The 15,041-nt window shown below is 69.2% G+C and carries 11 protein-coding genes and 1 pseudogene; 4 read left to right on the top strand and 8 right to left on the bottom strand.

Annotated features, from left to right (window positions below):
• Positions 1–5 precede the first annotated feature (5 nt).
• The 4 genes from ACWDRB_RS20480 to ACWDRB_RS20465 are packed head-to-tail and all read right to left on the bottom strand — an operon-like array spanning position 6 to position 4,113.
• On the bottom strand, positions 6–827 hold the full coding sequence (locus ACWDRB_RS20480) for a carbohydrate ABC transporter permease (RefSeq protein ID WP_449895898.1): 822 nt from the start codon (positions 825–827) through the stop codon (positions 6–8).
• Positions 824–1,747 (bottom strand): carbohydrate ABC transporter permease, encoded by a 924-nt coding sequence (locus ACWDRB_RS20475; RefSeq protein WP_397371883.1) that lies wholly within the window; start codon positions 1,745–1,747, stop codon positions 824–826. The genes ACWDRB_RS20480 and ACWDRB_RS20475 overlap by 4 nt, the downstream gene beginning before the upstream one ends.
• 43 nt (positions 1,748–1,790) lie before the next feature.
• A complete protein-coding gene (locus ACWDRB_RS20470; protein WP_449895895.1) occupies positions 1,791–3,056 on the bottom strand; it encodes a sugar ABC transporter substrate-binding protein in 1,266 nt (421 codons plus the stop codon).
• Positions 3,057–3,111: 55 nt separating this feature from the next.
• Entirely contained in the window at positions 3,112–4,113 is a 1,002-nt protein-coding gene (locus ACWDRB_RS20465; RefSeq protein ID WP_449895893.1) for a LacI family DNA-binding transcriptional regulator, read from the bottom strand.
• A 141-nt stretch (positions 4,114–4,254) separates the two neighbouring features.
• Between ACWDRB_RS20465 and ACWDRB_RS20460 the strand changes: the two genes are divergently transcribed.
• Positions 4,255–4,659 carry a nitroreductase family deazaflavin-dependent oxidoreductase gene (locus ACWDRB_RS20460; protein ID WP_449896297.1) on the top strand — a complete coding sequence of 135 codons (405 nt, stop codon included), beginning with the start codon at positions 4,255–4,257 and terminating at the stop codon, positions 4,657–4,659.
• 48 nt (positions 4,660–4,707) lie between these two features.
• Here the strand turns inward: ACWDRB_RS20460 and ACWDRB_RS20455 are convergent, their stop codons facing one another.
• Complete coding sequence (locus tag ACWDRB_RS20455; protein WP_449895891.1) at positions 4,708–8,043, bottom strand: S8 family serine peptidase; 3,336 nt, start codon at positions 8,041–8,043, stop codon at positions 4,708–4,710.
• Positions 8,044–8,134: 91 nt separating this feature from the next.
• Here ACWDRB_RS20455 and ACWDRB_RS20450 point away from each other — a divergent pair, with 91 nt between their 5' ends.
• Positions 8,135–9,310, top strand: coding sequence for a TrmB family transcriptional regulator (locus tag ACWDRB_RS20450; RefSeq protein WP_449895889.1), 1,176 nt, complete (start codon positions 8,135–8,137; stop codon positions 9,308–9,310).
• A 146-nt stretch (positions 9,311–9,456) separates the two neighbouring features.
• On the opposite strand, the gene glgA is transcribed toward ACWDRB_RS20450, so the two are convergent.
• Positions 9,457–10,629, bottom strand: coding sequence for a glycogen synthase (glgA, locus tag ACWDRB_RS20445; RefSeq protein ID WP_449895887.1), 1,173 nt, complete (start codon positions 10,627–10,629; stop codon positions 9,457–9,459).
• A gap of 183 nt (positions 10,630–10,812) precedes the next feature.
• On the opposite strand from glgA, the gene glgC reads away from it, so the two are divergent.
• Entirely contained in the window at positions 10,813–12,048 is a 1,236-nt protein-coding gene (gene glgC / locus ACWDRB_RS20440) for a glucose-1-phosphate adenylyltransferase (RefSeq protein ID WP_364260351.1), read from the top strand.
• Positions 12,049–12,174: 126 nt separating this feature from the next.
• Here glgC and ACWDRB_RS20435 read toward each other — a convergent pair whose 3' ends face one another.
• A complete protein-coding gene (locus ACWDRB_RS20435; protein ID WP_449895885.1) occupies positions 12,175–12,732 on the bottom strand; it encodes a TetR/AcrR family transcriptional regulator C-terminal ligand-binding domain-containing protein in 558 nt (185 codons plus the stop codon).
• A 124-nt stretch (positions 12,733–12,856) separates the two neighbouring features.
• Between ACWDRB_RS20435 and ACWDRB_RS20430 the strand changes: the two genes are divergently transcribed.
• Positions 12,857–13,480, top strand: coding sequence for a VC0807 family protein (locus ACWDRB_RS20430; RefSeq protein ID WP_449895883.1), 624 nt, complete (start codon positions 12,857–12,859; stop codon positions 13,478–13,480).
• A 778-nt stretch (positions 13,481–14,258) separates the two neighbouring features.
• Here the strand turns inward: ACWDRB_RS20430 and ACWDRB_RS20425 are convergent.
• Positions 14,259–15,041: pseudogene (locus tag ACWDRB_RS20425) on the bottom strand (hypothetical protein); the annotation flags it as partial.

The raw sequence follows: 15,041 nt of genomic DNA, 5'->3' as shown, positions 1-15,041 counted from the left end.
CTCCTCTACTTGAGGCCGGTGGTGGCGATGCCCTGGATGAAGAAGCGCTGCAGGAAGACGAACAGGAACAGGATCGGCGCGATCACCACGACCGACCCGGCGACCAGCAGGTTGTAGTGGGTGGCCTCGTGCCCGTTCAGGATGTTGAGCGCGACCGGGAGGGTGTACATGTTCTCGCTCTGCGCGACCACGGCCGGCCACAGGAAGTTGTTCCACGAGCCGAGGAACGTGATCAGCCCCAACGTGGCCAGCGGCGGCCCGCACAGCGGCAGGATGATCGTGAAGAAGATCCGGAACTCTCCCGCGCCGTCCACCCTGGCCGCATGGATCAGCTCGTCCGGCAGGTCGGCGATGAACTGCCGCATCATGAACACGCCGAGCGGCGTCACCACGGTCGGCAGGATGATCCCGATGAACGTGTTGACCATGCCGAGCTTCGCGATCAGCACGAACTGCGGCACCATGAGCACGATCGCCGGGATCGCGAGCTGCACCAGCACCAGGCCGAAGGCGAGGTTCTTGCCGCGGAAGGACAGCTTGGCGAAGGCGTACCCGACCATGGAGCAGAACAGCAGGTTGGTGGCGACCAGCACGAGCGCGATGAGCATGCTGTTGGCGAAGGCGTCGCCGATGTTCACCCGCTGGAACAGCTCCGCGAAGTTGTCCAGCGTGAACGTCTCCGGCCAGAACGTCGGCGGGTCGCGCCTGATCTCCTGCTCCGGCTTGACCGAGCTGAGCGCCGTCCACAGGAACGGCCCGGCGACCAGCGCCAGCCCCAGGCTCAGCCCCAGGTAGACGACCGCGCGCTGGCGGCGGGTCCGGCTCACCTGCGCCTCCCCAGCCTCAGCTGCAGGACGGCCAGCGCCACGATCACCACGAACAGCACGGACGAGGCGGCCCCCGCGTAGCCGTAGTTGCCGACCCCGAACTGGCCGAAGATGGCCAGCGAGGCCGACAGCGTGGAGTCGAGCGGGCCTCCCCTGGTCATGACCAGGGGCTCCTCCAGGAACTGCATGAAGCCGACCGAGCTGTAGACGGTGCAGAACAGCAGCACGGGCCGCAGCGAGGGCACGGTCACCGCGCGGAAGCGGGCCCAGCGTCCGGCACCGTCCACCTCGGCGGCCTCGTACAGCTCCCTCGGGATGCTCTGCAGCGCGGCCAGCAGCACGACCATGTTGAAGCCGAAGCTGCGCCAGGCCGTCATCACGATGATCGACGGCAGGGCGGTGGACGTGCTCTGCAGCCAGTTGGGGCCCTGGACGCCCACCAGCTCCAGCAGCCGGTTGACCAGCCCGGCCTCTGGCTCCAGCAGGAACTTCCAGGCCACGGCGATGCCGATGATGCTGGTGATGTTCGGCAGGTAGTAGCCGAGCCGGAAGAACGCGGCCGGCAGCCGGGCGATCCCCGAGTTGAGCAGCACGGCCGCGGCCAGCCCGAGCCCGATGGTCAGCGGCAGCGCGGTGACCACGAAGACCACGGTGTTGAGCGCCGCCTTGCGCATGGCGCCGTCGTTCATGAGCCGCAGGTAGTTGTCGACCCCGACCACGTTGACGGCGAGCGGGTCGCTCACGTCGGTGCTGCGCATGTCGGTGAAGCTCATGCCGATGCCGACCAGCAGCGGGCCCAGGTAGAAGACCGCGAACAGCACCACGAACGGCAGGATGAAGATCCAGCCGATGCCGGCCTGGCGTAACGTGCCCCTGAGCCTGATCGGCGCCACCCGGCCGGCGGGGACCGCCACGCTCATGGGCCCTCCCGCGTCGGCGCCGCGCGAGAGCCGCCCCGCTCGTTCACAGGCCGGTGCCGATCGTGTCGGCCTGTGACTGGATCGCCTTGAGCGTCTGCTCGGGCGTCTGCGCGCCCCGGGCCAGCTTCTCCAGCTCGGTCTCCAGCACCCTGGCCACCTGCTCCCACGTCGGGAACGGCGGCGGCGTCTTGGCGTCCTTGAGCTGCTCGCCGAAGACCGCGAGCTGCTTGTCGGCGGTCAGCTCCGGCTCCTGCCAGGCCGCCGCGACCGCGGGCAGCGACTTCACCGTCGTGTACCACTTGGCCTGGACCTTCGGCTCGCTCAGCCACTGGATGAACTTCCAGGCGGCGTCGCGGTTCTTGGCCTTCTTGAAGACCACCATGTCGGACCCGCCGAGGAAGCTGGTCGCCGAGACCGGCCCCTTGGGGTAGGGCGCGACGTCGAACTTGTCCTTGAAGCCGGGGCCGCCGTCGTTGTTCACCACGCCGACCATCCACGGGCCGGAGAAGAAGCCGCCGACCTCCCCCTTGATGAAGCTCTGCGGGAAGGCGCCCTCCGGGGTGTCGTTGGGGGCGAGCTTCTGGGTGAACAGCGACGCGTACTGCTTGAGCGCCGTGAGCGCCTCAGGGGTGTCGAACGTGTACTTGCCGTCCTTGACGATCTCGCCGCCCGCCTGCCAGATGAGCGGCAGCACCTCCTGCCAGGAGGCGCCCTGCGTGTAGCTCTGGTTGAAGCCGTTCTTGGCGCCGCCCTTCTCCTTGAGCGCCTTGGCGAACGCGGTGAACTCCTCCCACGTCTTCGGCGGCTCGACGCCGGCCTTCTTCGCCTGGTCGGTGCGGTAGTAGAGGACGCGGGTCTCGACGTACCACGGCACCCCGTACGCCGTGCCGTTGACGTCGACCGTCTGCCAGGCGCCGGGGAAGAACACGGACTTGTCGACCAGGTTGCCGGGGGTCGGCTCCAGCGCGCCGGTCTTGGCCAGCTCGCCCGACCAGGTGGAGCCGACCATGCTCACGTCCGGCGTGGCGCTGCCTGCGATGGCCGCGGTGATCTTGTCGTGCGCCACGTCCCAGCCGATGGCCGTGACGTTGACCTTCACGCCCGGGTTGGCGGCCTCGAAGTCCTTGACGAACGCGCCGAGCGCCTTGCCCTCCTCGCCCATCGCCCAGACCGTGACCTCCCCCGTGATCTTGCCGGTCGTGACGTTCTGTGCCTGCTCAGGAGTCCTGTCTGCGCTGCGGCCGCAGCCGGCCGCCAGGATCGCGAGGGCCAGCACGCCTCCCGCGGCGCGCCGGGTGGTGGTGTTCACGGACTACCTCCTGGGGGTTGGTCACCGCGGCCGGAACGGATCTCCGGCTCGGCGGTCAGGGCTCGGGTGACGTCTCGGGGTGGTCGCCGCAGCTGGAGCGGACCACCAGCTCGGTGGGCAGGCTCTGGTGGCGGGGCAGGTCGCGGGCGCGGGTGATCAGCTCGTCGAGCGCGCGGGCGGCGCGGGCGCCGAGCTCGCGCATGGGCTGGCGTACGGTGGTCAGCGCCGGGCGGGCGTGGCGGGCGGCCATGATGTCGTCCCAGCCGGTCACGGCCAGGTCGCCGGGCACGCTCAGGCCCAGCTCCTCGGCGGCCAGCAGCGCGCCCAGCGCCACCTCGTCGTCGGAGCAGATGATCGCCTCGGGCCTGCCCTTGCCTTTGAGCAGGTCCCTGGCGGCCTCGAAGCCGCACTCGACGGTGTAGTGGCGCGTGTCCACGGCCTCGATCGCGCCGCCGAGCACCGCCCGCACGCCCTGCCAGCGCTCGTCCACGTCGTCCTGGCTGGCCATGGGCGCGCCGAGGAAGGCGAAGCGCTCGTAGCCGTGCCCGGCCAGGTGGGCGGCCAGCTCTCCCGCCGAGGTCCGGTTCTCGCTGCGCAGCGTGTCGGCGCCGGTCAGCGGGTCGCGCGAGATGAACACCAGCCGCATGCCGAGCCGCACCAGCTCGGCCACCAGCGACTCGGGGACGGTGTGACCGAAGATCAGCATGCCGTCGACCCGCCCGGCGAGGTCCTTGACCAGGTCGTTGACCCGCGTGCGCCCCTTGGTGGACAGGATGACGACGGAGCGCCCCAGCTCGGAGGCGACCTCCTCGTAGCCGAGCAGGACCTCGGTGTAGTAGGGGCCGGCGAGGTCGGGGAAGACGATGCCGTTGGCGGCGTGGCGGCCCTCGGCCAGGCTCACCCCGAGGCGGCTGGGCGTGAAGTTGAGCTCCTCGACCGCCTTGAGCACCTTCTCGCGCGTCCTGGCCGCGACCGGGCCGGTGCCGCGCAGCGCCCGGGACACGGTCGCGATCGACACGCCGGCCCGCTGGGCCACCTCGTAGATGGTCACGTCCATCGAGCGTCTCCCTGTTGTGTAAGCGCTTCCACTTTGGACTGTAAGCGCTTACACACATGCATCCTGCCAGGGTTGTTAACTTCTCGTACAGACCCCGGCGAGTAACGGTGAGGTCACGCCCTCGATGGGTAGTTGTGGATCATGCTCTACGGCAAGGAACACGTACAGCGTTATCAGGAGACCAACGGCGAGGAGGGACACGACTGGAACAACACGATCGTCCTCCTCCTCACCACGAAGGGCCGCAAGTCGGGCCGGTCTTACACGACGCCTCTCATCTATCAGAAGCACGGCGACGACCACGTGATCGTCGCGTCCAAGGGCGGGGATCCCGACCATCCCGAGTGGTACAAGAACATCCTGGCCAACCCCGAGGTGGAGGTGCAGGTCAAGGCCGACAAGTTCGCGGCCCGCGCGCGTACGGCCTCGAAGGAGGAGAAGCCGGAGCTCTGGCGGCTGATGGCCCGCACCTGGCCGGACTACGACGAATACCAGAAGAAGACCGACCGCGATATCCCGGTCGTCGTGCTCGAACGCGTCAAGTGACGCGGGCCCCGCCGCGCCCGGTCAGGGCGCGACGGGGCTCCCTTCACGTCATCTGAGCTGGTAGGCCCTGATGACGGTCTCGGTGAAGCCGTTGCCGCCGGTGTCGGCGGCGTTGAGGCGCAGCGAGGCGAACCCGCCGCGCGCGCTGACCGGGTGCCACGTCTGCGCGGCCCACGTGCCGTTGCCCGCCGGGTGCACCAGCGTGGGCAGCCAGGTGCGGCCGTCGTCGTAGGAGATGTCCACCGTGAGCTTGCGCAGCGGCAGGTCGGGCGAGCCGTCCTGGCGCTGGACGCTCAGCGGGATGCTCATGAGACCCACCGCCGCCCGGTTGCGGTCGTCCAGCTCAGGGGCGATCTTGACGGTCAGCAACGGCAGCACCTGGCGCTTGCCCGGCTCGGCCGACTTCGACCTGAACTTCCACTCGGCGCTGACCCGGGTGGAGACCTTGGTCTGCTTCGCCTCGCGGTCGGCGGTCATGGTCAGGCGGTATTCGCTCGCCTTCGTCTCGGCGGGCACGTCGACCGAGCCCGGCAGGTAGTCGGCGGCGTAGATCTCCTTGCCGTCGCGGTAGACCTTGGCCTGCGGGGCGATGTAGTCGCCGTAGGAGACGCGGTCCGGCGTGCTGTCCTCGAACAGCCCGGCCGAGAACTGCACCAGGTTCTCGTCACGCCAGTTGTAGTCGCCGTCGGGGTTGAGCGCGGCCGCGAAGACGCCGCCGTTCCAGCGGTCGGTGGTCTTCGTGCCGGCCCGGTAGGAGGTGATGTCGCCGAAGAAGAACTGGTCGACGTCGTCCCAGCCGTCCGGCGGCGTCTGATACTGGATGAAGGACGGGTACCAGCCGGTGTCGGCGGGCGTGTAGTACTCGGTCCTGCGGAACGGCAGCGAGAAGCGCGACACCTGGCCGTACGGCATCCAGGCCAGCTCCTTGCCGTACAGCACCGGCAGGGCGAAGCGCTCGCCGAACTTGGCGTCGTGCTGCGTGGCGTACGTGGAGGTGACCTCGGCGAGGTCGCGGCGGCGCGGCTGGTAGCCGGGGTCGGCGGGGATGCGCGGCTCGGCCTTCATCAGGTGGTAGAAGTACGGGCTGTCGTCATAGCTGCCGTCGGCCTTCGGCTTGGCCCACTGCGTCCACCGGTAGAAGGCGAAGTTCTTGCTCACGGTGCGGGCCGTCGGGATGGCCTTGATGCCCTCGACGCGCTCCGCGCCCCACATGCCGGCCAGGTCGACGTCCACGCCCATGGCCTGCACGCCCTCGGCGAGCTGGAGCATGCCGAGCATGCCGACGGCCAGCCGCGCGGTGGGCTCCTCCGTACGGACGGTCACCGGGCGCGCCTTGCGGGCCTCGGCGGCGACGGTGCGGTCGGCGTCGAGCGTGAACTCCGGGTCGGCGGCCATCACCAGGGTGCCGTCGCTGTCCATCATGAGGGTGACGACGGTGTAGCGGTGGCCCTTCTGGAGCCTGAGGTCCAGCGTGCCGCCGGCAATGTCGTAGTTGACCTGTTCCTTGGCCTCGAGGTCGATCACGCCGGCGAACGCGGCCTGCGCGGGCCGCCCGTCGGTGCCGGTGAAGGTCAGCTTGAGCGAGCGCTTCTCCGGCTCGACCCGCATGCCGATGCCGGTGCGGACGGTGACGTCGGCGTTCCTGGCGATGACCGTGCCGCTGAACGTGCCGATCGGGCCCGGCTGGGCGGTCACCTTGACCTGGGCGGTGCCGTGCGCGGGCACCTCCACGGCCGGGGCGCCGAGCTTGAACGGCGTCACCGTCGCGCCCTCGCCGTCCTTGGCGATCACGCTGAGGTCCAGCCGGACGGCGGCGTCGCCGTCGTTGCGGTAGGTGAGCGTCTGCTCCCTGGGCGCGGGGCTGGGCAGCTCGATCTCGCCCAGGTTCAGGCTGGCGGGCTCGGCGGTGATCTGCTGGATGACGGCGCGGGCGACGTCCACGCGGCCGGAGCCCTGGACGTAGGCGCCCAGCTCGTCACCGGGCGCGGTGGAGGCCATGAGCGCCGACTTGATCCGGTCGGCCTTCCAGTCGGGGTGCTGCCCTGCGACGATCGCGGCGGCCCCGGCCACGTGCGGGGTGGCCATGGAGGTGCCGCTCAGCTCGGTGTACGAGTCGTCGATCGGCGAGCCCAGGCCCGTGCCCGCGGCCCGCGCGGCGACGATCCCCACGCCCGGCGCGATCAGGTCGGGCTTGACCGCGGCGTCGCCCACGCGCGGGCCCGTGCTGCTGAACTGGGCGACCGTGTCGTCGTCGCGGTAGGAGGCGCCGACGGAGAGCGCGCGGTCCGCGGTGCTCGGGGAGCCGACCGTCTGAGGGCCGTCGTTGCCCGAGGCGATGACGAACAGCGTGCCGTACTTCTCCGACAGGCTGTTGACGGCCTGCTCCACGGGGTCCACGCCGATGGAGTCAGGCTCGCCGAGGCTGAGGTTGGCGACGCGGGCGCCGTTCTCGGCCGCCCAGGTCATGGCCTCGATGATGGCCGAGTCGGGGCAGAAGCCGCTCTGCACGCAGACCTTGCCGATCAGCAGCTTGGCGCCGGGGGCGACGCCCTTGTACCTGCCGCCCGAGGCGGCGCCGGAGCCGGCGATGGTGGCGGCGACGTGGGTGCCGTGGCCGTTGAGGTCGCGGACGTCGGGCTCGTCGGTGAAGTTCTGGGTCTTGGTGACCAGGCCCTGGAGGTCGGGGTGGCCGGGGTCGTACCCGGAGTCGAGGACCGCGACGGGCACGTCCTTGCCGGTGTGGCCGGCCGCCCAGGCCTGGGGCGCCCCGATGTGCGGGACGCTGACGTCGAGGGAGAGCTTGGCCTTGCCGTCCAGCCAGATCTTCTCGGGCGCGGCCGCGGCCGTCCTGGCCTGCCCGGTCAGGGCCTTCCACAACGTGCCCGCGCCGGTGCGGGGCTCGCTCTGCGCGACGCCGTTGATCGCGGGCAGCGGGCGCCCGCCCGCGGCGCGCAGCGTGGCGGCGCCGGCCTGGTCCGGGTACGTCGTGATCAGCGGGAGCGCCGGGCTGGCGGCGTCGTCGTAGCCGAGCGCGGCGAGCCGGGTGACGTTGAACAGCCGGGGGTCGAGGCGGCCGGCGGCCAGAAGGGGCATCGCGTCCGTGGGGACGATGCTGAGCCCGTCCTTGCCCCGGCGGTGCACGAACGTGACCTTCTCCCTGCCGGGGCCGGGCTTGACGTCGAGCTGGGTCTGCTTGTCGGGGAGCTCGCGGAGGGTGACCTTGTCGCCGGTGATCAGGGTGATCGTCGTGGGCGGTCCGGACGGCTTGTCCGGCTGGGTGGTCGCCTTGGCGGAGGGGGCGGGGGTGGGGGCCGCCTGAGCCGGCGTGGCGGCGGCGATCAGGGCCGTTACCACGACGCCCAGAAGGGCGGTTCTCTGAAGCACATCCCGATTTCTAACTGTTAGTGAAATTTGGTGACAAGGTGGTTGATGTGGCCTATTGCGGCAACTGCCGGAATTGGCCAAGATCGTGGGCATGCTTGAGGAGGGGCGGGCGCTGGAGGTCGTGGGCATCAGCGCCTTCGACGAGCGGGTCTACCGCGGGGTGCTGGCCAGTCCCGGCATCACCGTGCAGGAGCTGGTCAGGCGCAGCGGCGAGAGCGCGGGGCGCATCCAGTCGTCCCTGAGCCGGCTGCGCGCCAAGGGGATGGTCAGCCGCCTGTGGGGCCGCTCGCCCCGCTGGACGGCGACGAACCCGGGCGCCGCGATCCGCTCGCTGGTGCGCGGCATGCAGGGCGAGCTCGACCGGCTCACCGACACCGCCGACGAGTTGGAGGCCGCCTTCCGCACCGTCGGCCAGGGGATGGACGAGGGCGGTCAGCTGGAGGTCCTGGCCGGGCCCGAGGAGCAGGCCCGGTGGTACGTACGGTTGCAGCAGGAGGCCAAGGAGGAGGTGCTGACCTTCGACCGGCCGCCGTACGTGCTGGACTACCACAACCCGCTCCAGACCGGCCTGCTCCGCAGCGGCGTCCGCTACCGGACCATCTACGTGCCGGAGGCCTTCGACCACACGGGGGCGCTCGACGAGGTGGGCAGCCTCATCAAGGCGGGTGAGGAGGCGCGGGTCCTGCCGGAGCTGCCGTTCAAGATGGCGATCGTCGACCGGTGGCGGGCAGTCATGCCTCTGCAGATGGACCCGCCGTTGACGCGCGGCGTGCTGATCACGGGGTCCACCATGGTGATGGCGTTGGTGGAGCTGTTCGAGCGGATGTGGCGGGAGGCGCTTCCGGTACGGCCGGAGCTGTGGCAGGAGCTCGGTGATTCGCGGCCGGAGACGACCGATCCCGGATCACCGGTCGCCGACCTCGACCCTGAGGCCGGACCGCTCATCCCTGCGGAGGGGACTCCTGCGCAGGGGACACTCGGCCGTGCTGCGGGTGCGCCCGGCCCTGCTACGGGGACGCTCGGTACTGCGGCCGGTTCACTCGGCCCTGCAGCCAGTACCCTCAGCCCTGCGGCCGGGGCGCTCAGCCTGGAGGACCGCAGGCTCCTGGCGCTGCTCGCGGCCGGGCTCAAGGACGACGCCATCGCCCGCCAGCTCGGCACCAGCCCCCGCACCCTACGCCGCCGGCTGCGTCACCTCCTGGACGAGCTCAACGCGGAGACCCGCTTCCAAGCCGGCGCCCAGGCCAGCCGCCGCGGCCTGGTGTGAGATCAGGGGCGGCGCGTCCCGCTCCCCTCGCCCGGCCCCACTCGCACAGTGTTGCCGTCGCCCCCGGTGCCCGCTCGAAGGGTGTGGTCGCCCCCGGGCCCTCTACCACCGTGGCGGGACCGCCCCGTGAGAACCCTCGTGGGGCCTCAGGGCCGCAGGGTCGCGTAAAGATCCATGGTGCGGTGGGCGATGCGTTCCCAGGAGAAGTGCTCGACGGCCCTGGCCCGCCCCGCCACCCCGAGCGCCTTGGCCCGCGCCGGGTCCCGCAGCAGCGCGTTGACGCGCTCGGCCAGGTCGGCGGCGAACCGGTCGGGATCGTACGGCGTGCCGTCAGGGCCCTGAGAGATCGGGACGAGCAGGCCCGTCTCCCCGTCGGCCACCACCTCGGGGATGCCGCCGGTGGCCGTCGCCACCACGGCCGTCTCGCAGGCCATCGCCTCCAGGTTCACGATCCCCATGGGCTCGTACACCGACGGGCACACGAACACCGTCGCGTGCGTCAGCAGCTGGATGACCTCAGGCTTGGGCAGCATCTCCTGGATCCAGAACACCCCGTCCCGGTCGAGGCCGCGCACCAGCTCGGTGACCTCCGCCGCGATCTCCGGCGTGTCCGGCGCGCCCGCACACAGCACGAGCTGGGCGTCCCGGTCGAAGGACCGCGCCGCGCGCAGGAGGTGGACCAGGCCCTTCTGCCAGGTGATGCGGCCCACGAAGACGACGTACGGGCGGTGCGGGTCCACCCCGTGCTTCTCCAGCACGTCGAGGTCTCGGTCGGGGGCGTACTCGACGGTGTCGATGCCGTTGTGGATGACGCTGACCCTGTCCGGCGGGATCTCGGGGTAGGCCGACAGTACGTCGCGGCGCATCCCCTCCGACACCGCGATGACCGCGTCCGCGCTCGCCAGGGCGGTGCGCTCGGCCCACGACGAGATCGTGTAGCCGCCGCCGAGTTGCTCGGCCTTCCACGGCCGCAGCGGCTCCAGGCTGTGCGTGGTGATCACGTGCGGGATGCCGTGCAGCATCTTCGCGACATGCCCGGCGAAGTTGGCGTACCAGGTGTGCGAGTGGACGACGTCCGCGCCCTCGCACGCGGCGGCCATCTCCAGGTCCACGCCGAGCACCTGCAGCGCCGCGTTGGCGGCCGCCAGCCCCTCGGGCACCCGGTAGGCCGAGACGCCGGGCTCGGTGCGGTCGGCTCCGAAGCAGCGCACGCGTACGTCGGCCAGCTTCCGCAGCTCCCTGGCCAGGTATTCCATGTGCACCCCGGCCCCGCCGTACACCTCGGGCGGGTACTCCCGGCTGAGCAGATCAACACGCATGAGACGACCTTATGGTGGGCCGCGGCCGGCGGGCCACCACAAGCAGCGAGTTTCGCGGCAGAGGTCAACCTGAGCGGCTCGACGATCTCCCGACGTCCATTGCGCAACAAATCTGGACACGAAGGGAGGTCTCCATGCCGGGATTCGTCGATAGATCGGCCATTTGAGGGTAGCGTCCTGGGCATGAGGTCCCGGAGGGTGCTTGCGGTTGTGCTGGCAGGTGGAGAGGGCAAGAGGCTCATGCCGCTCACGGCGGATCGGGCGAAACCGGCGGTGCCGTTCGGGGGGATATACAGGCTCGTCGATTTCGTCCTGTCCAACCTGGCGAACGGCGGCTTCTTGAAGATCGTCGTACTGACCCAGTACAAGAACCACAGTCTTGACCGGCACGTCTCGCGCACCTGGCGGCTGTCGGCGATGCTCGGCAACTACGTGACGCCCGTGCCCGCGCAGCAGCGGCTCGGCCCGCGGTGGTTCTCGGGGTCCGCGGACGCGCTGTTCCAGAACCTGAACCTGATCTATGACGAGATGCCCGAGCACGTGATCGTGTTCGGGGCGGACCACATCTACCGGATGGATCCGCGTCAGATGGTCGAGCAGCACGAGGACTCGGGCGCCGACGTGACGGTGGCGGCGATCAGGCAGCCGCTGTCGCTGGCCGACCAGTTCGGTGTGATCGAGACCGATCCGCAGGGGCGCAGGATCGTGGCGTTCAGGGAGAAGCCGAAGGACGCGGTGGGGCTGGCGGACTCCCCCGACGAGGTGTACGCGTCGATGGGCAACTACGTGTTCAAGACCCAGTCGATGATCGACGCGCTGCGGGAGGACGCGCTCGACCCGACCAGCAAGCACGACCTGGGCGGCAACATCATCCCGATGCTCGTCAAGTCGGGCGGGGCCGACGTCTACGACTTCAAGAACAACATCGTGCCGGGTTCCAGCGAGCGCGACCGCGGCTACTGGCGCGACGTGGGGACGCTCGACGCGTACTACGAGGCCCACATGGACCTCATCTCGGCGCACCCCGTCTTCAATCTCTACAACGACAAGTGGCCGATCTTCACCGGCCACGACCCGCTGCCCCCGGCCAAGTTCGTGCACAACGACGGCGATCGGGTGGGGCGGGCCATCGACTCGCTGGTGTCGCCCGGCGTGATCGTCTCCGGCGGCACGGCGATCCGGTCCATCCTGTCGCCCAAGGTCGTGCTCCACTCGCACTCGCTGGTGGAGGACTCCGTACTGATGGAGAACGTCAAGGTCGGCCGGGGCGCCGTCATCCGCAAGGCGATCATCGACAAGAACGTCGTGATCCCCGACGGCGCCAGGATCGGCTTCGACCTCGACTACGACCGCACCCGGTTCGCCCTGACCAGGGGAGGGGTTGTGGTGATCGGCAAGAACGAGATCGTCGACCGCTGACCACCCAGCCCCCACCCGAGCCACCCCACGCACACCACCCGGCCGGCAGCCTGCGCCAACCTGCAGCCTGCGCCGTCCGGCCGGTTACGCACGCCCAAGCAGCCCGCAGCCTTGGCAGTCGCCCACCTAACCGGCCCGCAGCCTGAGCAACCGGTCCACGTACGTCCTGGCGTGCTGGGGCCCGATCGGCCGGTTGAAGAAGATCGCGTGGTAGTAGATCGGGGCGAGCACCACCTCCATGAGCTCCAGCAGCCCAGGCGGATCTTCGCCACGCTCCCGCGCCCGCGTCAGCATGACCTCGAGCTGCACAGCCCGCTCCGCCATGAACGTCTGGTAGTCCTCACTGCGCGTGCTGACCTGGGCCGCCCGCACGTACAGGTGGCCCAGCGGACCGGCCACATCGGCCGCCGCCTGCATCGCGTACGCCTCCAGGTCGCCGCGCAGCGAACCCGTGTCGGGCACCGGCGAGCCCTTCGCGAGCTGCTCGGTCACCGCGTCGTCGACCAGCGCGGGCAGCGTCCCCCAGCGGCGGTAGATCGTCGCCTGGTGAACACCTGATCGCTCGGCCACCCGGGCGATGCTCAGCGTGTCCCAGTCCTCCTCACGCAACAGGTCGATGACCGCGTCATGGACGGCCGCGCGGACCTTCGCGCTGCGGCCACCGGGCCGTCGTGCGGGTTGCATGCACCCACCTTAACGCGAGACCTCTTGCATTAGGACTTCCACCGTGTTTACCTTGAAGCGAAATTCTTCGCATTAAGAGGGCGAACGGACACATCCGCCGGCGCTCCGACGAAAGGAGCCGTACGTGAACCGTTCTCTGATCAAGGTCGCCCTGTGGGACGTCCTGCCGCCGGTCGCCGCGTACTACGCCTTACGCGCCCTCGGCGTGAACGAGCACCTCGCCCTGCTGGGCGCCTCCCTGACCGGCTTCGTGCGCGCCGCCCACGTCGGGATCCGGGAACGCCGACTGGACGGCTTCGCCGCCTTCATGTGCCTGATCTTCGGCCTCGGGCTCGCACTCGCCTTCCTCACCGGCGACGAACGCTTCATGCTCGCCGTCAAGTCCGTCACCACCGGCGTGATGGCGGTCGTCCTGGTGGCCACCTGCGTGGCGGGCCACCCCGCGGCGTACGGAATGGCCAAGCGCTTCGGCGCCGACGACGCGGCCACCGCGGCCCGCTGGGACGTGCTCTACGAGGCGGACCCGAAGTTCCGGCGCGTGTACATGGTCATGACGCTGACCTGGGCCGCGGCCCTGGTGACCGAGTCGGTGGTGCGGATCCCGCTGATCTACCTGCTCCCGGTGGACATCATGGCGGGCCTGTCGTCGGCCCTGCTGATCGGCACGCTGACGCTGGTGGCGGTATGGAGCGCCTGGTACGGCCGCCGCGGCGAACAAGCCGCCACAGCCCACCACCAAACCACATAACCTCACCCTCCACCCCGCCTACACGACACCTCCGCCCGCCCGCACAGAGCCCTCCCCGCCCAGACGCGCCAGGGATCGGAAGATTTAGCACCCGAATGCACTTCGCCCGCCGCACGGGGCCAGAAGACGTCACATCCGAATACACGGGCAGCAGCACCTTTCCCACGGCCACAGAAACGTCGAAGGGCATAGCACCTGACTGCACACACACAGAGGGGGCGGAAGGAATCACATGCGGCTACTCAAGCAGCAGCTTCCCAGGGCCGTACAAGGGCGGAGGACATAGCACCCGACTGCGCCTTCCCGAGCGCACGAGGGCCAGAAGGAGTCACGCCCGATTGCGGAAGAAGGGTCCTTCCCATAGGCGAACACGGGCTTCGGAGGGCGTAGCACCTGGCTGCACTTCACTCAGCGCGCAGAGGGCGGAAGACGTCACGTCCGACTGCGCGAGCAGCATTCTTCGCCCGGCCGAACCGGCGTCGGAGGACACGGCATCTGAATGCACTTGCCCAAACCGTACAAGGGCTGGAAGGCGGCACATCCGGCAGCGCGAGCAGCGCCCTTTGCCTGGCTGTGCAGGGGGGAGAGTTGCCACGTCCGACTGCGCGAGCAGTGGCGCGGACAAGTGTGAGGAGGGGCGCACATTCCCATCAAGCGCTGAGTGCGAAGATCTGGCACCCGGCTGCGGAGATCGGTTCACAGGGGTGGGAATGTGCGGCGGGGTGGGGTCCCGGGGCGCGCCGCGACGCGTCCCCGAGAGCCCGAATCAAACTGTCCGTCAGTAGCGAGCGCCCCAAGGCCAGTAGTAGCCCCAGTCACCGTTCCAAGGCCACCAACCGTGGGTGTTGTCCCACTTGTAGGGCCAGCCCCAGTGGTGGTGGTGCTTGTGGTCGTCGTCGTTGTCGTCGTGCCTCTTGCCGTGCTTCTTCTCGTTCCGGTCGTCGTCGAAGGAGTCGTAAGACCTTTCGTCGTCGTCGGAGTCGTACGTCTCGTCGTCGTAAGAGTCGTTCTTCTTCTCGTTGTCGAAGGAGTCGTACTTCTCGTCGTCGTAGTCGTTCTTCTTCTTCTCGAACCCGTCGTTGCGCTGCTTCTCGTCACGAGCGGATTCGTAGGACTCGTCGTAGTTCTGCTCGTCCTGGTCGTAGGAGTCGTAATCCTTCTCGTACCGGTCGCTGTCGTACGCCTGCTCGTCGTAATCGGCGTAGTCGAACTTCCTGTCGCGCTTCTTCTGGTCGTCGAACTTCTTCTCGTCCCGGTCGAAGTCGTCCTTCTTCTCGTCGCTCTCGTAGGAGTCATCCTGGTCGTAGGAGTCATCCTGGTCGTACGAGTCGAAGTCCTTCTTCTCCCGGTCGTGCGAGTCGAAGTCCTTCTCGTCCCGATCGAACTTCTCGTCCCGATCGAACTTCTCGTCGTCGAAGTCCTTCTCGTCCCGATCGAAGTCGTGCTGCTTCTCGTCCCGGTCGAACTTCTCGTCCCGGTCGAACTTCTCGTCCCGGTCGAACTTCTCGTCCCGGTCGAACTTCTCGTCCCGGTCGAACTTCTCGTCCCGGTCGAACTTCTC

It is taken from the genome of Nonomuraea sp. NPDC003707 (assembly GCF_053587055.1).
This window is presented reverse-complemented; position numbering and strand designations above follow the sequence as displayed.

Coding starts and splice junctions, on each gene's coding strand:
- glgC (WP_364260351.1), top strand. CDS start 10,813: ATGAGGTCCCGGAGGGTGCTTGCGGTTGTGCTGGCAGGTGGAGAGGGC.
- ACWDRB_RS20435 (WP_449895885.1), bottom strand. CDS start 12,732: ATGCAACCCGCACGACGGCCCGGTGGCCGCAGCGCGAAGGTCCGCGCG.
- ACWDRB_RS20465 (WP_449895893.1), bottom strand. CDS start 4,113: ATGGACGTGACCATCTACGAGGTGGCCCAGCGGGCCGGCGTGTCGATC.
- ACWDRB_RS20460 (WP_449896297.1), top strand. CDS start 4,255: ATGCTCTACGGCAAGGAACACGTACAGCGTTATCAGGAGACCAACGGC.
- ACWDRB_RS20450 (WP_449895889.1), top strand. CDS start 8,135: ATGCTTGAGGAGGGGCGGGCGCTGGAGGTCGTGGGCATCAGCGCCTTC.
- ACWDRB_RS20475 (WP_397371883.1), bottom strand. CDS start 1,747: ATGAGCGTGGCGGTCCCCGCCGGCCGGGTGGCGCCGATCAGGCTCAGG.
- glgA (WP_449895887.1), bottom strand. CDS start 10,629: ATGCGTGTTGATCTGCTCAGCCGGGAGTACCCGCCCGAGGTGTACGGC.